23 protein-coding genes and 2 pseudogenes are annotated in these 19,743 nt (G+C 36.5%); 4 read left to right on the forward strand and 21 right to left on the reverse strand.

Annotated features, from left to right (window positions below):
• The 8 genes and pseudogenes from BLP77_RS04840 to BLP77_RS04880 form a co-directional block, all read right to left on the reverse strand.
• Positions 1-277: helix-turn-helix domain-containing protein (locus tag BLP77_RS04840; protein ID WP_143001400.1), on the reverse strand; the 277-nt coding region annotated here is incomplete at its 3' end.
• Positions 278-374: 97 nt separating this feature from the next.
• On the reverse strand, positions 375-845 hold the full coding sequence (locus BLP77_RS04845; RefSeq protein ID WP_093856003.1) for a hypothetical protein: 471 nt from the start codon (positions 843-845) through the stop codon (positions 375-377).
• 115 nt (positions 846-960) lie between these two features.
• On the reverse strand, positions 961-2,064 hold the full coding sequence (gene ddlA / locus BLP77_RS04850; RefSeq protein ID WP_093856004.1) for a D-alanine--D-alanine ligase: 1,104 nt from the start codon (positions 2,062-2,064) through the stop codon (positions 961-963).
• Positions 2,065-2,854: 790 nt separating this feature from the next.
• On the reverse strand, positions 2,855-3,283 hold the full coding sequence (locus BLP77_RS04860; RefSeq protein WP_093856006.1) for an NUDIX hydrolase: 429 nt from the start codon (positions 3,281-3,283) through the stop codon (positions 2,855-2,857).
• Between the two features lie 179 nt (positions 3,284-3,462).
• On the reverse strand, positions 3,463-3,783 hold the full coding sequence (cutA, locus tag BLP77_RS04865) for a divalent cation tolerance protein CutA (RefSeq protein WP_093856007.1): 321 nt from the start codon (positions 3,781-3,783) through the stop codon (positions 3,463-3,465).
• A gap of 101 nt (positions 3,784-3,884) precedes the next feature.
• A complete protein-coding gene (locus BLP77_RS04870) occupies positions 3,885-4,076 on the reverse strand; it encodes a DUF4083 family protein (protein WP_093856008.1) in 192 nt (63 codons plus the stop codon).
• A 100-nt stretch (positions 4,077-4,176) separates the two neighbouring features.
• Complete coding sequence (locus BLP77_RS04875; RefSeq protein WP_093856009.1) at positions 4,177-4,605, reverse strand: hypothetical protein; 429 nt, start codon at positions 4,603-4,605, stop codon at positions 4,177-4,179.
• Positions 4,606-4,723: 118 nt separating this feature from the next.
• Positions 4,724-5,232 (reverse strand): annotated as a pseudogene (locus BLP77_RS04880) (GrpB family protein).
• 321 nt (positions 5,233-5,553) lie between these two features.
• Here BLP77_RS04880 and BLP77_RS04885 point away from each other — a divergent pair.
• The gene (locus BLP77_RS04885) at positions 5,554-5,928 is read left to right on the forward strand and encodes a hypothetical protein (RefSeq protein ID WP_093856010.1); all 375 of its coding nucleotides are present in this window, start codon (positions 5,554-5,556) and stop codon (positions 5,926-5,928) included.
• Positions 5,929-6,126: 198 nt separating this feature from the next.
• Here BLP77_RS04885 and BLP77_RS04890 read toward each other — a convergent pair whose 3' ends face one another.
• From BLP77_RS04890 to BLP77_RS04945, 11 genes and pseudogenes are all read right to left on the reverse strand, one after another.
• Positions 6,127-6,669 carry a hypothetical protein gene (locus tag BLP77_RS04890; protein ID WP_093856011.1) on the reverse strand — a complete coding sequence of 181 codons (543 nt, stop codon included), beginning with the start codon at positions 6,667-6,669 and terminating at the stop codon, positions 6,127-6,129.
• Between the two features lie 20 nt (positions 6,670-6,689).
• Entirely contained in the window at positions 6,690-7,475 is a 786-nt protein-coding gene (locus BLP77_RS04895) for a class I SAM-dependent methyltransferase (protein WP_093856012.1), read from the reverse strand.
• Between the two features lie 60 nt (positions 7,476-7,535).
• Positions 7,536-7,736 carry a hypothetical protein gene (locus BLP77_RS04900; protein WP_093856013.1) on the reverse strand — a complete coding sequence of 67 codons (201 nt, stop codon included), beginning with the start codon at positions 7,734-7,736 and terminating at the stop codon, positions 7,536-7,538.
• Between the two features lie 58 nt (positions 7,737-7,794).
• Positions 7,795-8,100: a SurA N-terminal domain-containing protein gene (locus BLP77_RS04905; RefSeq protein ID WP_093856014.1), complete on the reverse strand. Its 306-nt coding sequence runs from the start codon at positions 8,098-8,100 to the stop codon at positions 7,795-7,797.
• 23 nt (positions 8,101-8,123) lie between these two features.
• Positions 8,124-8,531, reverse strand: a complete 408-nt coding sequence (locus tag BLP77_RS04910) for an NUDIX hydrolase (RefSeq protein ID WP_093856015.1) — start codon at positions 8,529-8,531, stop codon at positions 8,124-8,126.
• 27 nt (positions 8,532-8,558) lie between these two features.
• Entirely contained in the window at positions 8,559-8,741 is a 183-nt protein-coding gene (locus BLP77_RS04915; RefSeq protein ID WP_093856016.1) for a hypothetical protein, read from the reverse strand.
• Positions 8,742-8,745: 4 nt separating this feature from the next.
• On the reverse strand, positions 8,746-9,978 hold the full coding sequence (locus BLP77_RS04920) for a DNA polymerase IV (RefSeq protein ID WP_093856017.1): 1,233 nt from the start codon (positions 9,976-9,978) through the stop codon (positions 8,746-8,748).
• 54 nt (positions 9,979-10,032) lie between these two features.
• Entirely contained in the window at positions 10,033-11,166 is a 1,134-nt protein-coding gene (locus tag BLP77_RS04925; RefSeq protein ID WP_261753360.1) for a M20/M25/M40 family metallo-hydrolase, read from the reverse strand.
• Between the two features lie 18 nt (positions 11,167-11,184).
• Positions 11,185-12,732: an acyl-CoA carboxylase subunit beta gene (locus BLP77_RS04930; protein ID WP_093856018.1), complete on the reverse strand. Its 1,548-nt coding sequence runs from the start codon at positions 12,730-12,732 to the stop codon at positions 11,185-11,187.
• Positions 12,733-13,544 (reverse strand): annotated as a pseudogene (gene mce / locus BLP77_RS16245) (methylmalonyl-CoA epimerase).
• Positions 13,545-13,564: 20 nt separating this feature from the next.
• A complete protein-coding gene (locus BLP77_RS04945; protein WP_093856021.1) occupies positions 13,565-15,223 on the reverse strand; it encodes an acyl-CoA mutase large subunit family protein in 1,659 nt (552 codons plus the stop codon).
• Between the two features lie 163 nt (positions 15,224-15,386).
• Here BLP77_RS04945 and BLP77_RS04950 point away from each other — a divergent pair, with 163 nt between their 5' ends.
• Positions 15,387-15,536 (forward strand): DUF4044 domain-containing protein, encoded by a 150-nt coding sequence (locus BLP77_RS04950; protein WP_093856022.1) that lies wholly within the window; start codon positions 15,387-15,389, stop codon positions 15,534-15,536.
• A gap of 29 nt (positions 15,537-15,565) precedes the next feature.
• On the opposite strand, the gene BLP77_RS04955 is transcribed toward BLP77_RS04950, so the two are convergent.
• Together BLP77_RS04955 and BLP77_RS04960 are read right to left on the reverse strand one after the other, a co-directional pair.
• Positions 15,566-16,093: a transcription repressor NadR gene (locus tag BLP77_RS04955; protein WP_093856416.1), complete on the reverse strand. Its 528-nt coding sequence runs from the start codon at positions 16,091-16,093 to the stop codon at positions 15,566-15,568.
• A gap of 19 nt (positions 16,094-16,112) precedes the next feature.
• The gene (locus BLP77_RS04960; RefSeq protein ID WP_093856023.1) at positions 16,113-17,252 is read right to left on the reverse strand and encodes an IscS subfamily cysteine desulfurase; all 1,140 of its coding nucleotides are present in this window, start codon (positions 17,250-17,252) and stop codon (positions 16,113-16,115) included.
• Between the two features lie 110 nt (positions 17,253-17,362).
• Between BLP77_RS04960 and nadB the strand changes: the two genes are divergently transcribed.
• Entirely contained in the window at positions 17,363-18,928 is a 1,566-nt protein-coding gene (gene nadB, locus BLP77_RS04965; protein WP_093856024.1) for an L-aspartate oxidase, read from the forward strand.
• The gene (gene nadC, locus BLP77_RS04970) at positions 18,909-19,739 is read left to right on the forward strand and encodes a carboxylating nicotinate-nucleotide diphosphorylase (RefSeq protein ID WP_093856025.1); all 831 of its coding nucleotides are present in this window, start codon (positions 18,909-18,911) and stop codon (positions 19,737-19,739) included. Before nadB ends, nadC begins: the two co-directional genes overlap by 20 nt.
• Positions 19,740-19,743 lie beyond the last annotated feature (4 nt).

Genomic DNA, 19,743 nt, shown 5'->3' on the forward strand with positions numbered 1-19,743 from the left:
GTTGGTTCATCTTAAAAGCCGTGGCCGTGTCTTGATAAGAAGCGCCCGTTTGTTTCATAAAGTTTAATACATTTAGCTTAAATTGAACAGGGTAAACTGTTTTTGAACGCTTTCTCATTAAACCTTCCTCACCCAAAACCTTATAAGCATTCACCCACCTTCTTACTTGCTCCTGATTGGGAACACCATATTTTTTAGCCAGCGAAGTGGAACCCAATGGACCTTCCAAGTATTCTTTTACAATTTTCATTTTGAACTCTTTACTATATTTTGCCATATAAAAACACCCCAAAAGTTAGATTTTTTACTCTAACTTTTGGGGTGCAGTACCTTCGATGCTCTTTTTAATGTTATATCAATATTTGGTTTTATTATTATCTCACCCAATATTTCGCTATTTCCTCCTTCAATTTAGCTTCCTCAGAACTTACTTCATTTAAAATTTCTTTTAAATTCTTTTCCAGACTTTCTAACTTCATAAGGTCATCACCTGATAAATCAGTATTTGTTACCGTGTTCCAATATTGATGCCAAAAAGAATATTTTACATCTTGATAGTGTCTAGAATCCTCCAAATCCAGACTGTAAGTAAGAACAGTATATTGATCGTACGCATTTAATAAATAGTCCACGCCAGATTGTACTGCATCCCTCGATACTTTGCCATCTATAAAAGAATCTACTTGATTGGTCGTCAATTCTACTTGTTTATAAAAAAGTTCTATTCCAGCCGTCTCAGCATCTTTTCTAGTTAACTTTTTTTGGATTGCTACATCTATGACATAACAAGAAATAATCGTAATGATTAGCAATATGATAACGAATAAGCTTCTCTTTTTCTTCATTTGAACAACTCCATAGGTGTGTTTCATTCCTAGGGTAATTTTAGCATCACTTTCTTATTAATTTAATTTCCAATTTATGGAGTATCAGAGTCCGCATTTTCGATTTTAATTCTTATTAACCATCGAATGAACTTTTTAAGGATAGGTCCCTTTGATATCTCTCAATGGCCAAATCAATTAACTCTTCAATAAGCTCGCTATAAGATACCCCACTAATCTCCCACAATTTTGGATACATGCTTATTTTAGTGAATCCTGGAATAGTATTAATTTCATTGACTATTACATCTTCGTTATGATCTATAAAAACGTCAACCCTGGCCATGCCTTCACAATTTAAGGCTTTGAATGCCTGTATAGCTGTGTGCTGAACTTTATTAGTAATTTCCTTGTTTAATTTAGCGGGAATTTCTAATATTGCCCCTTTTTCATCAATATACTTAGCCTCATATGAATAGAAATCTCCTGTAGGCAGCACTTCTCCAGGTATTGATGATTTTGGATTGTCATTTCCTAAAATTGAGCATTCAATTTCACGACCATTGATAGCCTCTTCAACTATAATCTTATGGTCATATTTAAATGCATCTTCAATACCATCAATAAACTCTATTTCAGTATTAACTTTGCTAACCCCTACTGAAGAACCTTGATTCGCAGGTTTAATAAATAACGGTAACCCTAATTCATAAGTTATTTTTTTAAAATCAATTTTATCTTTTGTTGTTCTAGTAAACGTAAATGACTTTGCAACATTTAATCCCGCGTCAATCAGTAGTCGTTTAGCAATATCCTTATCCATACTTATTGCAGACCCTAAAATACTTGAACCAACAAATGGAATATTGGCCATTCGAAGTAATCCTTGTATACTTCCGTCTTCACCCAATGTTCCATGTAAAATTGGGATGACAACATCTAATTGAGCAAAAGCCTCTGTACTGTTAGTATTCAATAATTGATTTTCATATTCACCTGGTACAAAAGCAACCTTTTCATTTGTTTTATTTAATGCAATTAATTTAGGGTCCTCTTCATTAAGTAAATAATGAGTATGATCATTTAAGTGCCATTTTCCTTCTTTATCAATCCCCATTAAAAACACATCGTATTTTGTTTTATCAATTGCCTCAACAATATTTTTAGCAGATTGTAACGAAACCTCATGTTCAGTAGACTTACCACCGAAAATAATTCCTACTTTTTTCTTCAAAGTCATTTCTCCCTTAAAAAAAATAGTCGATCACAATATGTATATGAAGTTGTTAAATTAGTCATATCGCATTTGATACAGAAATCTCAATTACCAAAAAAGCATTATAGAAACTTCTTCAATTATTCTGCCACCTCCGTAGGGCAGTATGGAAAATATATAGAAATAATTAGAATGAAACAGTATCTCCTTTATTTTATTATACCTTAAAAACTAGTAGATACGGTTATAGTCCTACGAATAAGTTAGTATTTTGAACCACGGGAGTGCAATAAGATTAATCAGATATTGCATCATTCTTTTTAAAATAAATTGTCAAACCATATACAACTCCATAGAAAAGTGACATCAACAATGAATACGACCCGTAACTTAGGTCGAATAATATATTGCCACCAAATACTGGTGTAGTAAAAATTAGATAAAAAGGATGCTGTAATGATGCTATTGAATCTAAAATAATATTATCAAACATAGCGTGTTCAAATTTTGTGATGACGAATACAAGTACACCTGAAATAACTCCTAAAAATGAAAATAATATCAATCTTACTTCCTTTTTTAGAGTACATTAATAGTAAGAACATAAACACTAAAGTTACAATTAAATTGAAAACATCCACATTCAAATCTGGATGCTTTATGGAAGGCATTAAATTTACTGGAAAAGCCAATAAATATGAGCCTATTAAAAATATTAAGAATTTATAATTCATAGTAACCTTCCCTTTTCCGAATCCTTCTTGTTTCACTAAACAGTCCAGTTAGTGAACAGCAGTAGTTAATTTTATGTACCTTATGTATTTATCTTTAATAGACTGTCAGCAAGATTAATATTTTTCTTTAAATAAATAGGTGCCTTTGGATTACTTATAATTTCTTGCGTCGTCATCCAAGTCACTTCGTCAACTTCATCAGGGCTTTTAGCATGAGGTTTACCCGATTGACAGTCACAGAGGAATACGATATCAACAACATTCATCCCAGATTCAGTAACAAAGGAAGAACTATTAACATATCTCAGATTTGAAACAGTAACTCCCACTCCCTCAAAAATCTCACGCTGTAGAGTTCGTTCTAAAATATCATTAGAATTTCCTTCGTATTCTACCTTTCCTCCAACAAGAGAGAGTAAGCCTCCAGCGTGTTCTTCCTTTTCACTTCGCTTTATTACTAACCATTTGCCATTACTAATAATAGCGCCTTCAACGTTAACAATAAACATAAATCATTCTCCTTATAACAGCCGACATTCAGTATAGTTTAGCATCTCTTTTTCTGACATATTCCATAAGCAAGTCATAAAAATCACATATTCTGACCCAATAGCTTAATAGCGCCAATACGCATATTCAAGGGTCCTGTCAGCTCGAGAGCAATTGCTCCTATTGAACATTGCCCTTGTTAGCTTAATATTGGTATTACGTTAATAATAGGTTCTTCATAAGGATGAACATTTTTAATCAGTCTTTTTACTTCTTCAATTCTCTTCATTAAACACCTGAATTCCATTTTACATTCGGTCCCATAGGAAATTTCTCCTTTTGTACCTTTAAAAGGGTTGGCCTCTCCAAAGGGTCTCCAGTATCCTTTTACGACAGAATATGAAACAACATTATCGTAATCACCCACCGTTAAAATACCAATATCATTTAGCTTATTTCTTAACTTTTCTATATATTCTTCTGGTAAAAGCACTTCTCCTTTTACGAATACAAACTCCATTTATTCCCTCAACTCCGTTTTTGTTATTTTACTAATCTGCCCGTCAGCTCAATAGCGATCGCTCTTATTGAACATCGCTCACCATAGCAGCATAAAACCTACTAGTTTTTGTTTTCGTTTTCCTCTAAAATTTTGTCCAGTTTATCTTCAACACGTTTTAATCTATTATTTCTATTTCTAAAAACAAAAATTAGCAAGATAATTCCCGTTATAATAGCCAAAATAATGCAAACCATTATTAACTGAGCAATCATATCACCCGTATTTAAGCTTGCTGTTGCTATTAAATGCAAAATAATCCCCCCCTAAATTTTAATCTCAGTTAATCCATTACGAGCTTAACTGTTTTTACTCTTTCCTTTCACAACTCTGACCCCATTAGTTACACGGAGTTTACTCACAATCATTATCCTCAAAATATTTTCCTTCATTGGGGAATTTTCCTTCTGGAGGTGACCAACCGACTTGGCAAATATTTGTTTCATTTACGACTAAATATGTATAAGTCCAGCCTTGCTCTTTTTCAAATATAACTTCTAAATCATAGGGATTGTATCGTCTTCCAACTTCTCGGCTAATTCCCCATTCTTGATTAGGATATTTACCCTCTAAATACTGATTCAGTTGTTCTGTTTTTACTGAGACCTGATAGTCAACCCAAAAGGGGCGAATTGCAAAGAATAAAAGCAATAGTAAAGTTAAAGAAAAGGCTATAACTAAACTAAGCTTCCTTACTTTACTTGGTAATAATAATGCGATAACAAAAATAACAATAACAAAAAATATTGAAGCTGAGATTTCTATTATGGATATTGGATCCAATAGATTTCCCCCCTCTTAAATCCTTGAACTTTCTTTAACCATGCTTCTTAAGAGCGATTTGCTCCTATTGAACAATCGCCCCCATTCCTTTAAGTACACCTTTCCACAAGAATTTGCTCTATTTTTCCGAAAACCAACGGAGTGCTTTTTGTTCCATCTCACTTACAAATTTCTTTTTTGCTGGACTATATTCACTTGTAGTATGGAAACGTTGAGCCAACTCTTCTTTAAAGCTACTGTACTTAGCTACTTCTTCAGGATGAGACCTTAGATAATCTCGAAAAATTAAATGCCGTTCAATTTCAGGGTTATCGAATTGGTAAAAATGAATATGATGAGTCCTGTTATCCCCACCCTTTCTATATAACCTTCTACCTGTAATACCCCATTCCCCAGCAACATCATATCCAAGTGAATCCATTTGGTTATTGAATAAATCAATCTTATCTATGTTTTTGACGATACACATCATATCAATTACAGGCTTTGCCTTCATTCCCTTAACTGAGGTACTCCCAAATTGCTCACATTTGATAATCTCATCGCCAAAATTTTTTTAAGAAACTCCGCCTCATTCAGAAACATTCTAGACCAATTTTCATTGAAGTCTGTAAGCCTTACTTTCATATTTTTGCATTCCCCCCTTTTTTTAGGATTATATGAAGAAGATAATAATTTCTTATTCAAACACACTACCCATTAACTCAAGAGCAAGCGCACTTATTGAGCAATATCCCCGTTATTCGAATAAATCTTCATCTGTGTATGCATGTGACCAATGATAAGGTTGAACTTCTTCCAATGTTTTAAAAACCAATGAGTCGTCATCATTTATAAGAGAATCTAATGATCGCCTTCTATAGCTACAGTCCCCATTAATTAAACAGGTGGTAATATACTATTCTACTATGAATAATAATGTATAAATAGGAATGGAGGGAATTTTAAGTGCAATTTAAATTAAACCCAACAGTTATTCGTGGTCTTGCAATAGTATTAGGTATTATAGGTTCATTCATTGGGGCTTACCATTGGTGGAATTTTCACATTCCAGAATTTTGGTCATTAAATGAAACAGACCATGTTTCGAGGAAAGCTCACTACAGACAAACTGAAATGGCATATCTTATTCTATTTTTTGTTCCTGCTTGTATTTCTTTTATAGGTTCAATTATTAGAAAATCATATTTGTTATTTATAGCTTTTTTATTAAGCCTACCAGTAGGTGAGTATATAACGATAAAAACTCTTCATTTTCCTCTATATTTGTATCTAACTTCAGCAGTACTATTTTTATTAATTAATATTCAAAAGATCAAATGAGAATTTAAAATAATAAATATTGCAATTATCTTCCCTAAAGATACGCCCACTTTGGTACAAGAAGAATTGCTTTCCCTGAAAAATCATATAGTGTAAAAAAGAACGGATGTACTCCGCCACCATTTCCTCCAATTGTTCCATCACGGTCTAAAAAGAACCCCAATCATTGAAAGCCTCCAATCCCGTTTCCCCTATTGTCTAATCAATGAGAGTTTCAATTTCATCTTCATATTCTTTTAATAATTCGTCGATTAGGGCATCAGCATCTTTAGCATATTGATCTTTGTCAGGTGCATCCTGTATATCACCAAGCATTTCATTTATGTATCCATTTATATAGGCACTTCTTTCTACAGTTCGTTCATGATATTCCTGGTAATATTCTTCTACGTCCATATCAAATCGCTTAGCCTGTTTTTCTGAAAATGCTTTGATTTCGTTTGCTTTCTTTGTATTATTATTTTCAGAAGGATACCGACCGAACACTCCCATTTGTTTTTCCACTTCTTCAGAAACATCCAACCCAATTTCTTTTGCTTCTTGAATAATGACTTCTTCTGTAAGAAATTCATCGATATTCTCTAATAATACTTTATCAGTTGCTTCCGAACGAAAACGTAAATCACCCATCGTAATTTCTTTGCCTCTTACAATTGCCACCACATCTTCATTCTCATATGTCTGATCATTAGAACAGCTAGCTATGATAAGTAAGCTTAAAATGATAAGTAACTTTCTCATACTGTCCCCCAATAAACTATTCAAATTTTCTTTTCTGCAATTACAAAAACATAATCCCCATGATTACTACTGTATCGACTTATGACTTCATCTATTTTATTAGTTCTGATATCTTCTCTTAGCCTTTGACACCCCTCTTCAACCTCTTCCGGTGAGGCTAAATTTGAGAAGGTTGAAATACCAGAACGTACAGTTTCATCTAGATACATTTTGGGATCATATTTTCCACTATATAGGAAAAAATCTTGTAAATCTGGCTGTACTAAGAATGTCTCATGTCCGATAATCCTAAACCCTGCCTCTTTTAGCTTTTTATTAACTAATGAAAAAGTAGGCATTTGTTTGGCAGAATCCTCCATAGCCTTTGGAAAATACTCGTTAAGCCAGTAACAGTTCATTTGTTCAGGTGCCGCTGTAAAAATTACGAATCTTCCTTTTTTAAGGACTCTATAAGCTTCCTGAAATGGCGTTAATAGTTGATCAAAATGGTGGATTGACATGATACAGGCTATTCCGTCAAAAGTATCACGCTCGTAAGGTAATTGGTTTACATTGGCCTGGTCCCATTGAACGGAATTTGATTTCCGCTTTGCTTTATTTAGCATCTCTTGAGATATATCACAACCGGTCATCTCTAACCCTGATTTCTCTAAGGATACTGTATAGTTACCTGTTCCGCATGCGATATCAAGTACTTCATGATGATTAGGTACTTGCAAATGTTTCCTTAATCGTCGTGTAATCTCAGGGTCGGCCTTACGTGTAGTGTCATATGTTAAGCCTATATGATCATATAACGAAAACATGTGATCTCATCCTTTTACTTTATTAAATATGATCGACTCTACTCAGCTATAGTTAATAATTTAATTGATTAGTATTTCAATCTCATCTTCATATTCACTAAACAATTCATCTACTATTTGTTGTGCTTTATCATTCATTTCCTTTACTTCTTCTTCTGTTTCAGGCTTACCATCTAAATGTTCATTGAAGAATTCACTTATGTATATGCTTCTCTTAGCACTTCTCCTAAGATACTCCTTATAATATTCTTGAGCATCCATATCAAATATCTCAGCTTGAGCCTCAACAAATTCTCGCTCTTCCTTGGCTCTTCTATCTTCACCTTCGAATGGAAAGCGAGCAAAAAGTTCTACATGTCCCCTCTATATCATCTTTGGAGACTTCGATTCCCATTTTCTTAGCCTCTTGTATAATTAAAGTATCTTTAATTTTCGATTGAATGACATTCGGTATTTCTTCGTCTTCAACTTCAGAAAAAAAGCGAATGTCACCCACCGTTATTTCTTCTCCTCTTACAATGGCAGCAACGTCATCATGATCATATTCAGTTGTATCTGAACATCCTACTATTAAACTTATGCCTATTAAAATGAAACAACTAATAAATTTTTCAAGAGCTACCATTATAACCTCCATCCTAAACTCAATTAAAAATCAATATAAAAAGGTTGAGTGTTTTCATCTAAACAGTATTCAATTCTCTCTCTAAAATTTTTCCAGGTAACCATATCCAATGCTTGCTTTATTGGAAAAAATCCGACTTCTAAACTCTCAGGGCTTGTCGTTGGTTCTCCCCCGATTGCTTTCCCTAAGAATAGTGTATTACAAATTAATTGCTCTACATTTTGAAAGATTCCACAAAATTTGGTAACCTCTATATCTATTCCTGATTCCTCTTTCGTTTCCCTAATGGCAGCATCCTTCAATGATTCGCCCTCTTCAACTTGTCCACCTGGCATCTCCCATCCCCTACGTGGACCTTTAATCAATAAAATTTCCTTTTTGTTGTTTAACACAATAGCAGCTGCTGATACAATGTGTTTCGGTGTAGTCATATATGTATCCCTCTTTTCTAATCAAGTCTAGTAACTTAATCCTAATGTTAACATAAAATTCCATTGGATATGACTAATTTTATAGATTGCTTGATTGAAAAAATAAATAGGATGCCATTTGCATCCCATAAACTGCATTATTTTTTTTAGTTCTAGACACCAATCTATTAATCTTATTTGAACCACATTTTCTCCGTCACCATTTTCCACGCTTTTATTTCTCCTTATATTCATTTAAAAAATCTTTCTGAAAGGATGTGTTTAGTTCTGCTTGATGGTCCTTCGGCTTTATAAAAGCATCCTTTCCATATTTCTCTTTAATTTTGTCAACAGCTAAATAAAGCTCTTCCTTTTCAGCATCTTTTTCGTAATTAAATAAATCTAACTGCTTAGCCATTTCATCTTTAGGTGTTAAATGCTGTGCGGTTACTCCCAGCAATCTTATGGGCTCTTCATTCCAATGTTGTTGAAATAGCTGCTTAGCGATTGTCACGATTTCATTGGTTGTTTCAACAAATTGGGTTAATTGTTTACTTCGGGTAATCGTTTTCCGATCATGATATCTGATCATAATTTGTATATTTTCGGATACGACTCCTTTTCGGTCCATCCGTGCAGCTACTTTTTCTGACAGCTGCATGAAAACTTTATTAATTTCAGTTTGGTCTGTCATATCGTAAGGTAAAGTCGTTGAATTACCTATACTTTTAAACTCATTAACCGCATCGGGATCAACCGGTCGGTCATCAATCCCATTAGCACGTTGATGTAATCGTTCACCGTTAATACCAAGTAAATTTTTTAATGTCAGAACATCCTTTTGTGCTAAGTTACCAATGGTTTCAATATCAATTTTTCTTAACTTCTCCTCTGTCTTTTGTCCGACGCCATACATCTCACCGATTGGCAGATTCCACAGTTTATCCTTAATCTCACGCTTTCTAAGGACGGTTATGCCTAAGGGTTTCTTCATGTTTGAAGCCATTTTAGCTAAAAATTTGTTTGGTGCAATTCCAATACTGCTAGGTAAATCTAACTCATCAAGAATCCGTTTTTGTATGCTTTTAGCTAATTCAACCGGATTCCGATTACCGACATAGTCGGTCACATCCATATAGCCTTCATCAATGGAAACTGGCTGGACGATTGGCGTAAATTTAGAAAGAATTGAAAACATGCTGCGGGATGCTTCACGATAACGATCAAAATTTGGTTTTAATACAATTAACTCTGGGTAGTGATCATAAGCCTGCCATAAAGGCATGGTGGTCTTCACCCCTTTGGCCCGTGCTTCATAACTACTTGTTACAACAATTCCACGTCGCTCTTCAGGGTTACCAGCAATGGCTACTGGCTTCCCCTTCAGTTCAGGGCGATAAGCCATTTCTACTGAGGCGTAGAAACTATTCATATCCACATGGTATATAATTCTTCCTTTACGTTTCATATGACCACCTACGTAAAAGTGCTTGATGTTAGAGACACCAAGCACTTTTGAATATTATGAGTTCGACGCTTCTACAACAATTGACGTGATAAGCTCAGATACCTTAATGAGTTCATTGACAGGCATACGTTCATCTGTCGTATGAATGTTTTCATAACCGACACAAAGATTGACTGTTGGCACACCTAATCCGGCAAAAATGTTGGCGTCACTTCCGCCACCGCTTTTTTCTAATTGGCTGTCACGACCAATATTTTTCGCCGCGGCTTTGGCGATTTCCACAACTTGATCCCCTTCTTCATGACGGAATCCAGGGTACATGATTTCAACGTCCACTTCCAAGGAACCACCGAGTTCTTTTTCAGCTTCTTGACAAGCTTGTTTTATTTTATCTATTTGCCGATCTAATTTTTCAGGATTTAATGAGCGTGCCTCAGCTAAAATAAACGCTTCATCGCTTACGATATTCGTCGCTTTCCCACCTTCAAAGCGTCCGATATTCGCAGTTGTTTCGTCATCAATACGCCCGAGCGGCATCCTAGCAATGGCTTTTGCCGCTAGCGTAATAGCGGAAATCCCTTTTTCTGGAGCTAAACCGGCATGAGCAGATTTACCACGTGAGGTAATCCATAACTTAGCCTGAGTCGGAGCCGCGACAATAATATTACCGACTTTCCCATTACTATCGACAGCGTAACCGTATTTAGCATCTAACAAATTGGAGTCAAATGCTTTAGCACCAACTAATCCCGACTCTTCACCAACGGTAATAACAAATTGGACATCACCATGTTCCAGATTATTGTCTTTTAATGTTTTAATCGCTTCAAGCATTGATGCAATACCCGCTTTATCATCCGCACCTAAAATTGTTGTCCCATCCGAGACGATATAATCACCTTCAATGGATGGCTTGATTCCATTACCTGGGACAACGGTATCCATGTGGGAAGTAAAATAAATTGGGTCTGCGCCTTTCTTATTACCTTTTAACGTAAACACTAAATTATTAGCGCCATGACCGGTTTCTTCTTTGGCGTTATCTTCTTGAACGCTAAGACCTAGCGCTTTGAATTTCTCTATTAAAACCTTTGAGATGTTTTCTTCATGTTTTGTTTCTGAATCGACTTGTACGAGTTCCATAAATTCATCGATTAAACGTTGCTCATTAATCTGTATCTCTTGCAAATTGTGCACCTCCGATGATTATAAAGGAATGTTACCGTGTTTCTTATTGGGGCGTTCCTCTTTTTTATTTCTTAACATATTTAATCCTTGTGACAATTTAATTCTTGTTTCCCTAGGGTCGATAACATCATCAACCATGCCTAAGCCAGCTGCGACATATGGATTCGCAAATTTTTCGCGGTATTCGCTAATTTTATGTTGTCTCGTTTCCTCTGGATGGTCACTTTCTTTGATGTCTTTAGCGAATATGATATTAGCCGCTCCATCTGGTCCCATCACCGCAATTTCAGCATTTGGCCAAGCAAAGACTAAATCAGCGCCAATTGATTTACTATTTAACGCGACATAAGCACCGCCATATGCTTTTCTCGTGATGACGGTAATTTTCGGAACTGTTGCCTCAGAATAAGCATATAAAATTTTCGCCCCGTGGCGAATAATACCACCATGTTCCTGCTTAACGCCTGGGAAAAAGCCTGTCACATCCTCAAACGTCACAATTGGGATATTAAACGAATCACATAAACGAATAAAACGTGATGCCTTATCACTTGAATCAATATCTAATCCTCCAGCTAAATGCTTCGGTTGGTTACAAACTAAGCCGACATTCTCCCCTTTGATTGTCGCGAATCCAACGACCACATTTTTCGCAAAATCAGGATGGATCTCAAAAAATGAATCTGCATCAACGACTTCTTTAATAATCGTTCGAACATCGTAAGGACGAATAGCATCAAATGGAATTGAATCAGTTAAATCCCCACGAAAATCTTCTTTAAATTGATATTCTGCAGTAGGTGGTTTTTCATCAGCGTTTTGTGGAAGATATTGAAGCAGCTGCTTCACTTGGTCTAATGCTTCCTCTTCCGTCTTAGCCTTTAAATGAGCATTACCACTTTTACGATTATGTACATCCGCCCCACCTAAATCTTCAGATGAGATTTGTTCGCCTGTCACGGTTTCGATTACTTTTGGTCCTGTAATGAACATTTGCGAGGTTTCCTCAACCATGATGACAAAATCCGTAATAGCTGGTGAATAGACTGCCCCACCTGCACATGGACCCATGATAACAGAAATTTGCGGAATAACACCAGAATAAATTGAATTTCGATAAAAGACGTGACCGTACCCGTCGAGTGATGCGACACCTTCTTGAATACGTGCGCCGCCTGAATCATTTAACCCAATAAAAGGTGTTCCATTTTTAGCAGCCAAATCCATGACAGCGGCAATCTTTTTACCGTGCATTTCACCTAACGCTCCACCGTAAACGGTGAAGTCTTGCGCAAATAAGTATATGGGCCTCTGATTAATTGTACCATATCCCGTGACGACGCCTTCACCAGGTACTTCTTTTCCATTCATACCAAAATCGGTCACGCGATGTTCAATAAAAGGATTTAACTCGACAAATGATCCTTCATCTAGTAAATACTCAATTCGTTCACGCGCGGTCATTTTCCCTTTATCGCGTTGTTTTTGAATCTTTTCATCGCCACCGCCTAGTTCAACTTTGCGGCGTTTATCGTAGAGTTCGTTAATTTTATCATAAATATCCATTTAAGCATCCTCCTGTTTCTGCTGACATAGTTCGAATAGTACGCCATTTGCTGCCTTTGGATGTAAAAATGCGACCTGGCTTTCGTGAGCGCCTTCTTTTGGTTGCTCGTGAATTAGACGAATTCCCTGTTCTTTTAAAGAGTCGAGTCTTGCTTTTATATCATTAACATCAAGTGCTACATGATGGATTCCTTCGCCCTTTTTAGCAATGAATTTCGCAATAGGTGAATCATCATTTAACGGTTCAAGCAGCTCGATAGCACTTTCACCAATATTAAAAAACGCAACACGAACCTGTTCAGATGGCACTTCCTCAATCCCTTTTAAGGTGAGGTTTAATGCATCGCGGTAAAACGGGATCATGTCATCTAAACTATTAACAGCTATTCCAATATGAGCAATCTTGTTCATACCTGCTCACCTCGTATTAAACCTTGTATATATTGGGCTAATTCCGTCGTTTTTGTCCCAGAAGTAAAAATCTTATGAATACCTTTTTCTTCTAAAAAGCTAATATCCTCCTCTGGGATGACACCTCCACCAATAACCGGAATATCATCTGCCCCTCTATTTTTTAATTCTTCAACAACTTTCGGAAATAAGGCTTTATGTCCACCAGATAATGAAGACAAACCAACGACATCAACATCCTCTTGAATCGCGGCTTGTGCAATTTGTGGTGCAGATTGTCGCAGCCCTGTATAAATAACTTCCATTCCATGATCTCTTAAGGCTTGCGCAATAACTAAAGCACCGCGATCATGGCCGTCTAGTCCTGGTTTCGCGATTAATACCCTAATCTTTTGTTCCATCTCTTTTACCTCCAATGACTTTAAGCTCCAGTGTATTCTCCAAATTCATCGCGTAGTATGTTACAAATTTCGCCCACTGTGGCATATGCTTTAACGGATTCTAAAATATATGGCATGACGTTAGTCTCTGGATTTTTTGCCGCTTCTCGTAACTGATTCAAGATATCATCAACAACAGCTTGATTTCGTTTCTCACGCGCTTGTTGCACTTGCTTCACTTGATCCTTCTCAAGCTGTTCATCAACTTTTAACAAGTCTGCATTTAATTCTTCATCGATTTGAAATTCATTTAAACCCACGATAATATCGTCTTTTGATTCAATTTTTTTCTGGGCTTCATAAGCTGCCTGATGGATTTCGCGTTGCATATATCCATCTTCAACTGCTTGAACCGCACCGCCCATTTCTTCGATTCGATCCAAATAAGACCATACCTCTTGTTCAATTCGATCTGTCATCTCTTCGACGTAATAAGAACCAGCTAATGGGTCAACTGTATCGGCTACGCCACTTTCATGAGCGATAATCTGTTGTGTTCTTAACGCTATTCGAGCTGATTCCTCAGTTGGTAAAGCTAGAGCTTCATCACGTGAGTTGGTGTGTAAACTCTGCGTCCCACCCATGACAGCTGATAAAGCTTGTAGTGCTACTCGCACAATATTATTATCTGGCTGTTGCGCCGTTAATGTTGAACCACCTGTTTGAGTATGAAAACGTAAACGTAAGCTTTTTTCGTTTTCAGCACCATATTTTTCTTTCATTAAGTGTGCCCAAATTCGTCTAGCGGCACGGAATTTTGCCGCTTCTTCAAAGAAATTATTATGCGCATTAAAGAAGAAGGCTAATCGAGGTGCGAATTGATCAACTTTTAAACCGCTTTCAATAGCCGCGTCAACATAAGCCATGCCATTCGCTAATGTAAAGGCCACCTCTTGAACAGCCGTCGAGCCAGCTTCACGGATGTGATAACCCGAAATACTAATGGTATTAAACTTTGGTACGTCTTCTGCACAGTACTCAAAAATATTGGTAATCAAACGCATCGATGGCTTAGGTGGATAAATATAAGTCCCACGTGCGATATATTCTTTTAATATATCATTTTGAATCGTTCCCGTAATGTTTTCTTTTGGTACGCCTTGCTTCTCCGCAACTGCTATATACATGCATAGTAAAACAGATGCAGGAGCGTTAATCGTCATCGACGTACTAACTTTGTCGAGCGGAATAAGATCTAATAAGATTTCCATATCCTCTAATGAATCAATTGCGACACCGACTTTCCCAACTTCTCCTTCTGCCATTGGATCATCAGAGTCATATCCTATTTGTGTCGGCAAATCAAAAGCAACAGATAGACCTGTTTGACCTTGGTCTAATAAATATCTAAAACGCTGATTTGTTTCTTTTGCTGAACCAAAACCAGCATATTGACGCATCGTCCAAAAACGGCTGCGATACATGCCAGGTTGAATTCCACGTGTATAAGGATACTGTCCTGGAAACCCTAACTTTTCCATATATTCATCATGTAAAGCCTCATGTTGAGGTAAATACATCGGGTCAATTTCTAAATCGGATTTGTTAACAAATGTCTCTTTTCTTTCAGGAAAACGTACTTGAGTTTTTTTCATTTTTTCCTGCCACTGCTTTTGGGCCGTATTAAAATCATTCCCCATTCCTGACAAGCTCCCTTCGAAAATAATTCACAGTTCATTTGCTATTTTATGTTTTTTAAGAAAATTCTCTCCTATTACTATTTTAAAGGAAAGATTAATCTTGTCCAATCAAACTTTTTCTTTTACAATAATTAATAGTGTTATTGTAAGGGAGGAATCCGTCGTGTCAAAAAATCAAAAGAAAAAGCAGTCTCAAGCTCCTTTTTCAACGCCAAAAAGAAAACGCAATAAAATGACAACCATTGTCATTTGGTTAATGATTATCGCCATGTTATTATCTGTCTTTACATTCTCAGCTGCGATGTTTATATAATGATGAAAAAAGGTATGAGTGCCGTTCACTCATACCTTTTTATCTACTAGAAATCCCGCTTCGCCTAATGCTTCTTCCGCTTCATCTAATAAGTCTTCAGATTGGGCCACAATCGTATGTAAATGAATCCCATCCGTCAATTCAAGTAGTAAAGAAGCGCTTGATGATTCTATTTGATCGATGAAGCGTTCAACTTCTTTTCGATTAGATATTCTAAGCTGTGCTTTAAATTCGCCATAAACTGGATGATCAACCGTGACATCTTTCACAAACACACCGTGGTCCACTAAAATATTTAATTCCTCTGCTGTATTCTCTGGCGTATGGTAGCACGCAATCGTTCGCTCTATACCCGATTCTTGTTGTTGATCTGACATATAAATATAGCCTTGGCTGGTTGCTAAAATTGGCTCATTTTTCGCTTTTAATAATGCCATATCACCGACAATGACCTGTCGACTGACACCAACACGCACAGATATGTCTCGACCTGAAATTGGCTCTTTCGCTTCCATTAATAATTGAAGGATATAATGGCGTCGTTCATCAGCTGTCATCTTATGCTTCGTCACATGATCAACCTCCTTCTACACTAACATTAATCGCTTTTTTATAATTAAAGGTCATATTAATTAAAAATCTAGCAAGGTCCTCGACGTCTTGAACGGTTGTTTCTTTTCCAAATGACACTCTAAAAAAGGCCTTCGCTTTCTCTGGTCTCACTGATAATGCTTTTAATGTATTCGGTATTTGATTATATTTTACATCACATGCACTGCCAGTTGAAATTGCAAAGCCTTGTCGATTACATTCTAGCATAACCCATTGACCTTCAACACCGTGAATACCCATTCCTATCACTGATGCCATCTGATGATGTGACCTCGCCTCATACACCGTTAAAGATTGTTTAATGGGTTTAAGCTCCTGTAAGAATATTTCTCTTAATTCTTTCATTCTAACACTTTCTTCTTGCATACGTTCAGTGGCTTCATGTGCCGCAACCGTAAATGAAGCAATACTCGGTAAATCCATCGTGTTACCTTTAAGTAGTAAATATTCAAAACTATGTTGATCAATATCTTTCATATAAAGAAAACCGATGCCTTTAGGTCCATAGATTTTATGACTAGATACCGATAAACTATCAGCCTGTTCGATCACATGGCTAATTTCCATTTTTCCAAAGCTTTGAACACAATCTACGTGTAAACCGACATCGTGCTTACGACATATTTGTGCCACTTCCTCAATCGGTTGAATCGCTCCAATCTCTCCATTTATATGCTGAACACTTATGACTGTGGTATCCTGTCTAATCATGGATTCTAATTGTTCAACATCAATCTGCGCGTTTTCGTTAAATGGTAAATAACTAATCTCATATCCATCTAATTCCAAAGTATGGCACAACTGCTGAATGGAATTATGCTCCGCCATTGAAATCATAATATGTTTCCCTGTTCGTTTGGATAATAGTTGTTTAATGCCTAATATATTCGCTTCTGTTCCACCGTTTGTAAAATAAATATTCTCAGGCTTACCTCCAATAATTTGTGATAAATGATATTTACATTGCGAGAGTAATTGATCGGCTTCAGCACCGTAGTCATGTAAGCTGTTGGCATTACCAAAATATTTTTTAGCGGTATTTTCAAAAGCCTCAATAGCACCAGTACTCATTGGTGTTGTTGCAGCATAATCAAAATATCTCATTCGTCAATTCATCCCTTTAGTTTATTTAAAAAAAGAAGCACTCCTCTTGTCATTCATTAAATTATATGTAAATATATATGTCAAGACACATGTTAATTTAGGAGGTTGACATGATCGATTCAGATGTCATTATCATCGGTAGTGGTTTAGCGGCATTGCAATTGGCATCTAAACTTAAACCCGAGTTAAGCGTTACCGTCTTAACGAAACATTCAATAAAAACGAGTAATTCAAATCAAGCACAAGGTGGTATTGCAGCTGTAATAGATGCAAACGATCACACTGATTTACATACAGAAGATACATTAAAGGCTGGAAGGTATTTTAATAACCCTAAAGTCGTACAAAACATGACGAATATGGCGCCATCGATTATCGAGGAATTAAACCAGCAAGGATGTGCATTTGATTTAGACGAAAATGGACATATCGCACTTGGTCAAGAAGGGGCACACAGTCATCGAAGAATTATTCATGCCGGCGGTGATCAAACAGGACGCTTTGTCGTTGATACACTCATAAACCAATTATCGTCAAATATTCAAATCGTGGAAAATGCATTTGTTTATGAAATGTTAACGACGGACAATACCTGCTACGGTGTTAAGTTTAAAGATTTTTGTGAAAAAAATCACATACTTTACGGGAAACATATTGTTCTAGCTACTGGCGGCTGTGGTCAAATATTCCGTTTAACCTCTAATGGTGAAGGTATGACAGGCGATGGCGTCATGCTTGCCTATTTAGCCGGTGCTGAGGTGTCTGATTTAGAATTTATCCAATTTCATCCGACCCTCCTTTATGTGAATAACCAAAGCCGTGGATTAATTTCCGAGGCGGTTAGAGGTGAAGGTGCGACCTTAGTAACGGAATCAAGAAAACGAATAATGGAAGATGTTCACCCTTTAAATGACTTAGCACCGCGTCATATCGTTGCTCAAACGATTTATCAGTATTTAAATCGTGGCCAATCTGTATATCTTGATATTGCCATGATTGATCAGTTTAAACAACGTTTTCCGACGATTGCCATGCTTTGCGAGAGACACGGCATTAATTTAAATGATGGATTAATACCTGTTGCACCAGGTGCACATTTCATGATGGGAGGCATTACGGCATCGATCGATGGTTCAACCTCTGTTAAAGGATTATATGCAATAGGTGAAGTAACAAATACCGGTTTTCATGGGGCAAACCGTTTAGCGAGCAATTCATTATTGGAAGGATTAGTCATGGGTAAGCTTTTAGCTCAAAAGCTTAATCACGATAAATCTGAAGATGAGAACTTAAGTATAGTTTCGGAAAAGAACGCTACATCTTCTGACTCTATGAATCTACCAAGTTTAGATGAGCTGAGAACTTCGATGATGAATTATGTCGGTATTGTAAGAGATGAAAAACAACTATTATCACAGCTCAATTGGTTCTATCAACTTCATGTTGAGCGCTATTTAAATGATGATTTAGGTCAATTTAATCGAAAAGAAATTGAACGGATTTTAACTTACAACCTGTCCTTACTAATTACCAAATCAGCTTTAGCTAGAAAAGAAAGTCGCGGAGCACACCACCGAGCGGATTATGCTTTTGAACATGAAGATTATCTTAGTCAGCATTTTACTTATCAATATAATCAAGAAAGAAGGGCTAATGATGAACCGATTACAACTTAAAAAACAGTTAGAGCACTTTTTCATTGAAGACCTGGGGTATCGTGATTTAACAACGGATTCCATCTTTGACAATCGCTTGGGAGAAGTTAAATTCATCTCAAAGTCTGACAGTTATTTTTGTGGTCAAGATGTGATCAAAACAGGCTTTCATACAATGAATCCACAAATTGAAGTCCAATTATCTGTCCAAGACGGTGATCCCATTAATCAAGGGCAAACACTTGCTCATGCCAAAGGTCCAATTAAAGACTTGTTACAGGCTGAGCGGGTGGTCTTAAATTTAGTTCAGCGTATGAGTGGGATTACCACCAAAACTAAAATTGCTGTTCAGCTTTTGAATAGTCAGCATACGAAAATAAGTGATACTCGAAAGACAACGCCTGGTTTACGAATGCTTGAGAAATATGCCGTGACACAAGGTGGTGGTATCAATCATCGGTTTAGATTAGACGATGCCGTCATGATCAAAGACAATCATATCAATTTTTGTGGGTCCATTTCCGAGGCAGTAAAAAAAGTCCGAGAAAATGTTGGCCATATGGTTAAGATTGAGGTTGAAGCCGAAAATGAACCACAAGTTAAAGAAGCGATTGAAGCAGAAGTTGACTGTATTTTATTAGACAATATGGATCCAAATGATTTACCGAACTTGCTTCAACTGATCCCGGAATCAATCCTAACTGAAGCATCAGGAGGTATTTCATTAGAAGATCTACCTAAGTACACTAATCTAGATTTAGATGTTATTTCCCTTGGCTGCTTAACGCACCAAATTGAAGCTTTGGATATAAGTGTTGAAGTTAACCTTTAAACTT

Source organism: Tenuibacillus multivorans (assembly GCF_900103915.1).
Classification (GTDB): Bacteria; Bacillota; Bacilli; order Bacillales; family Alkalibacillaceae; genus Tenuibacillus; species Tenuibacillus multivorans.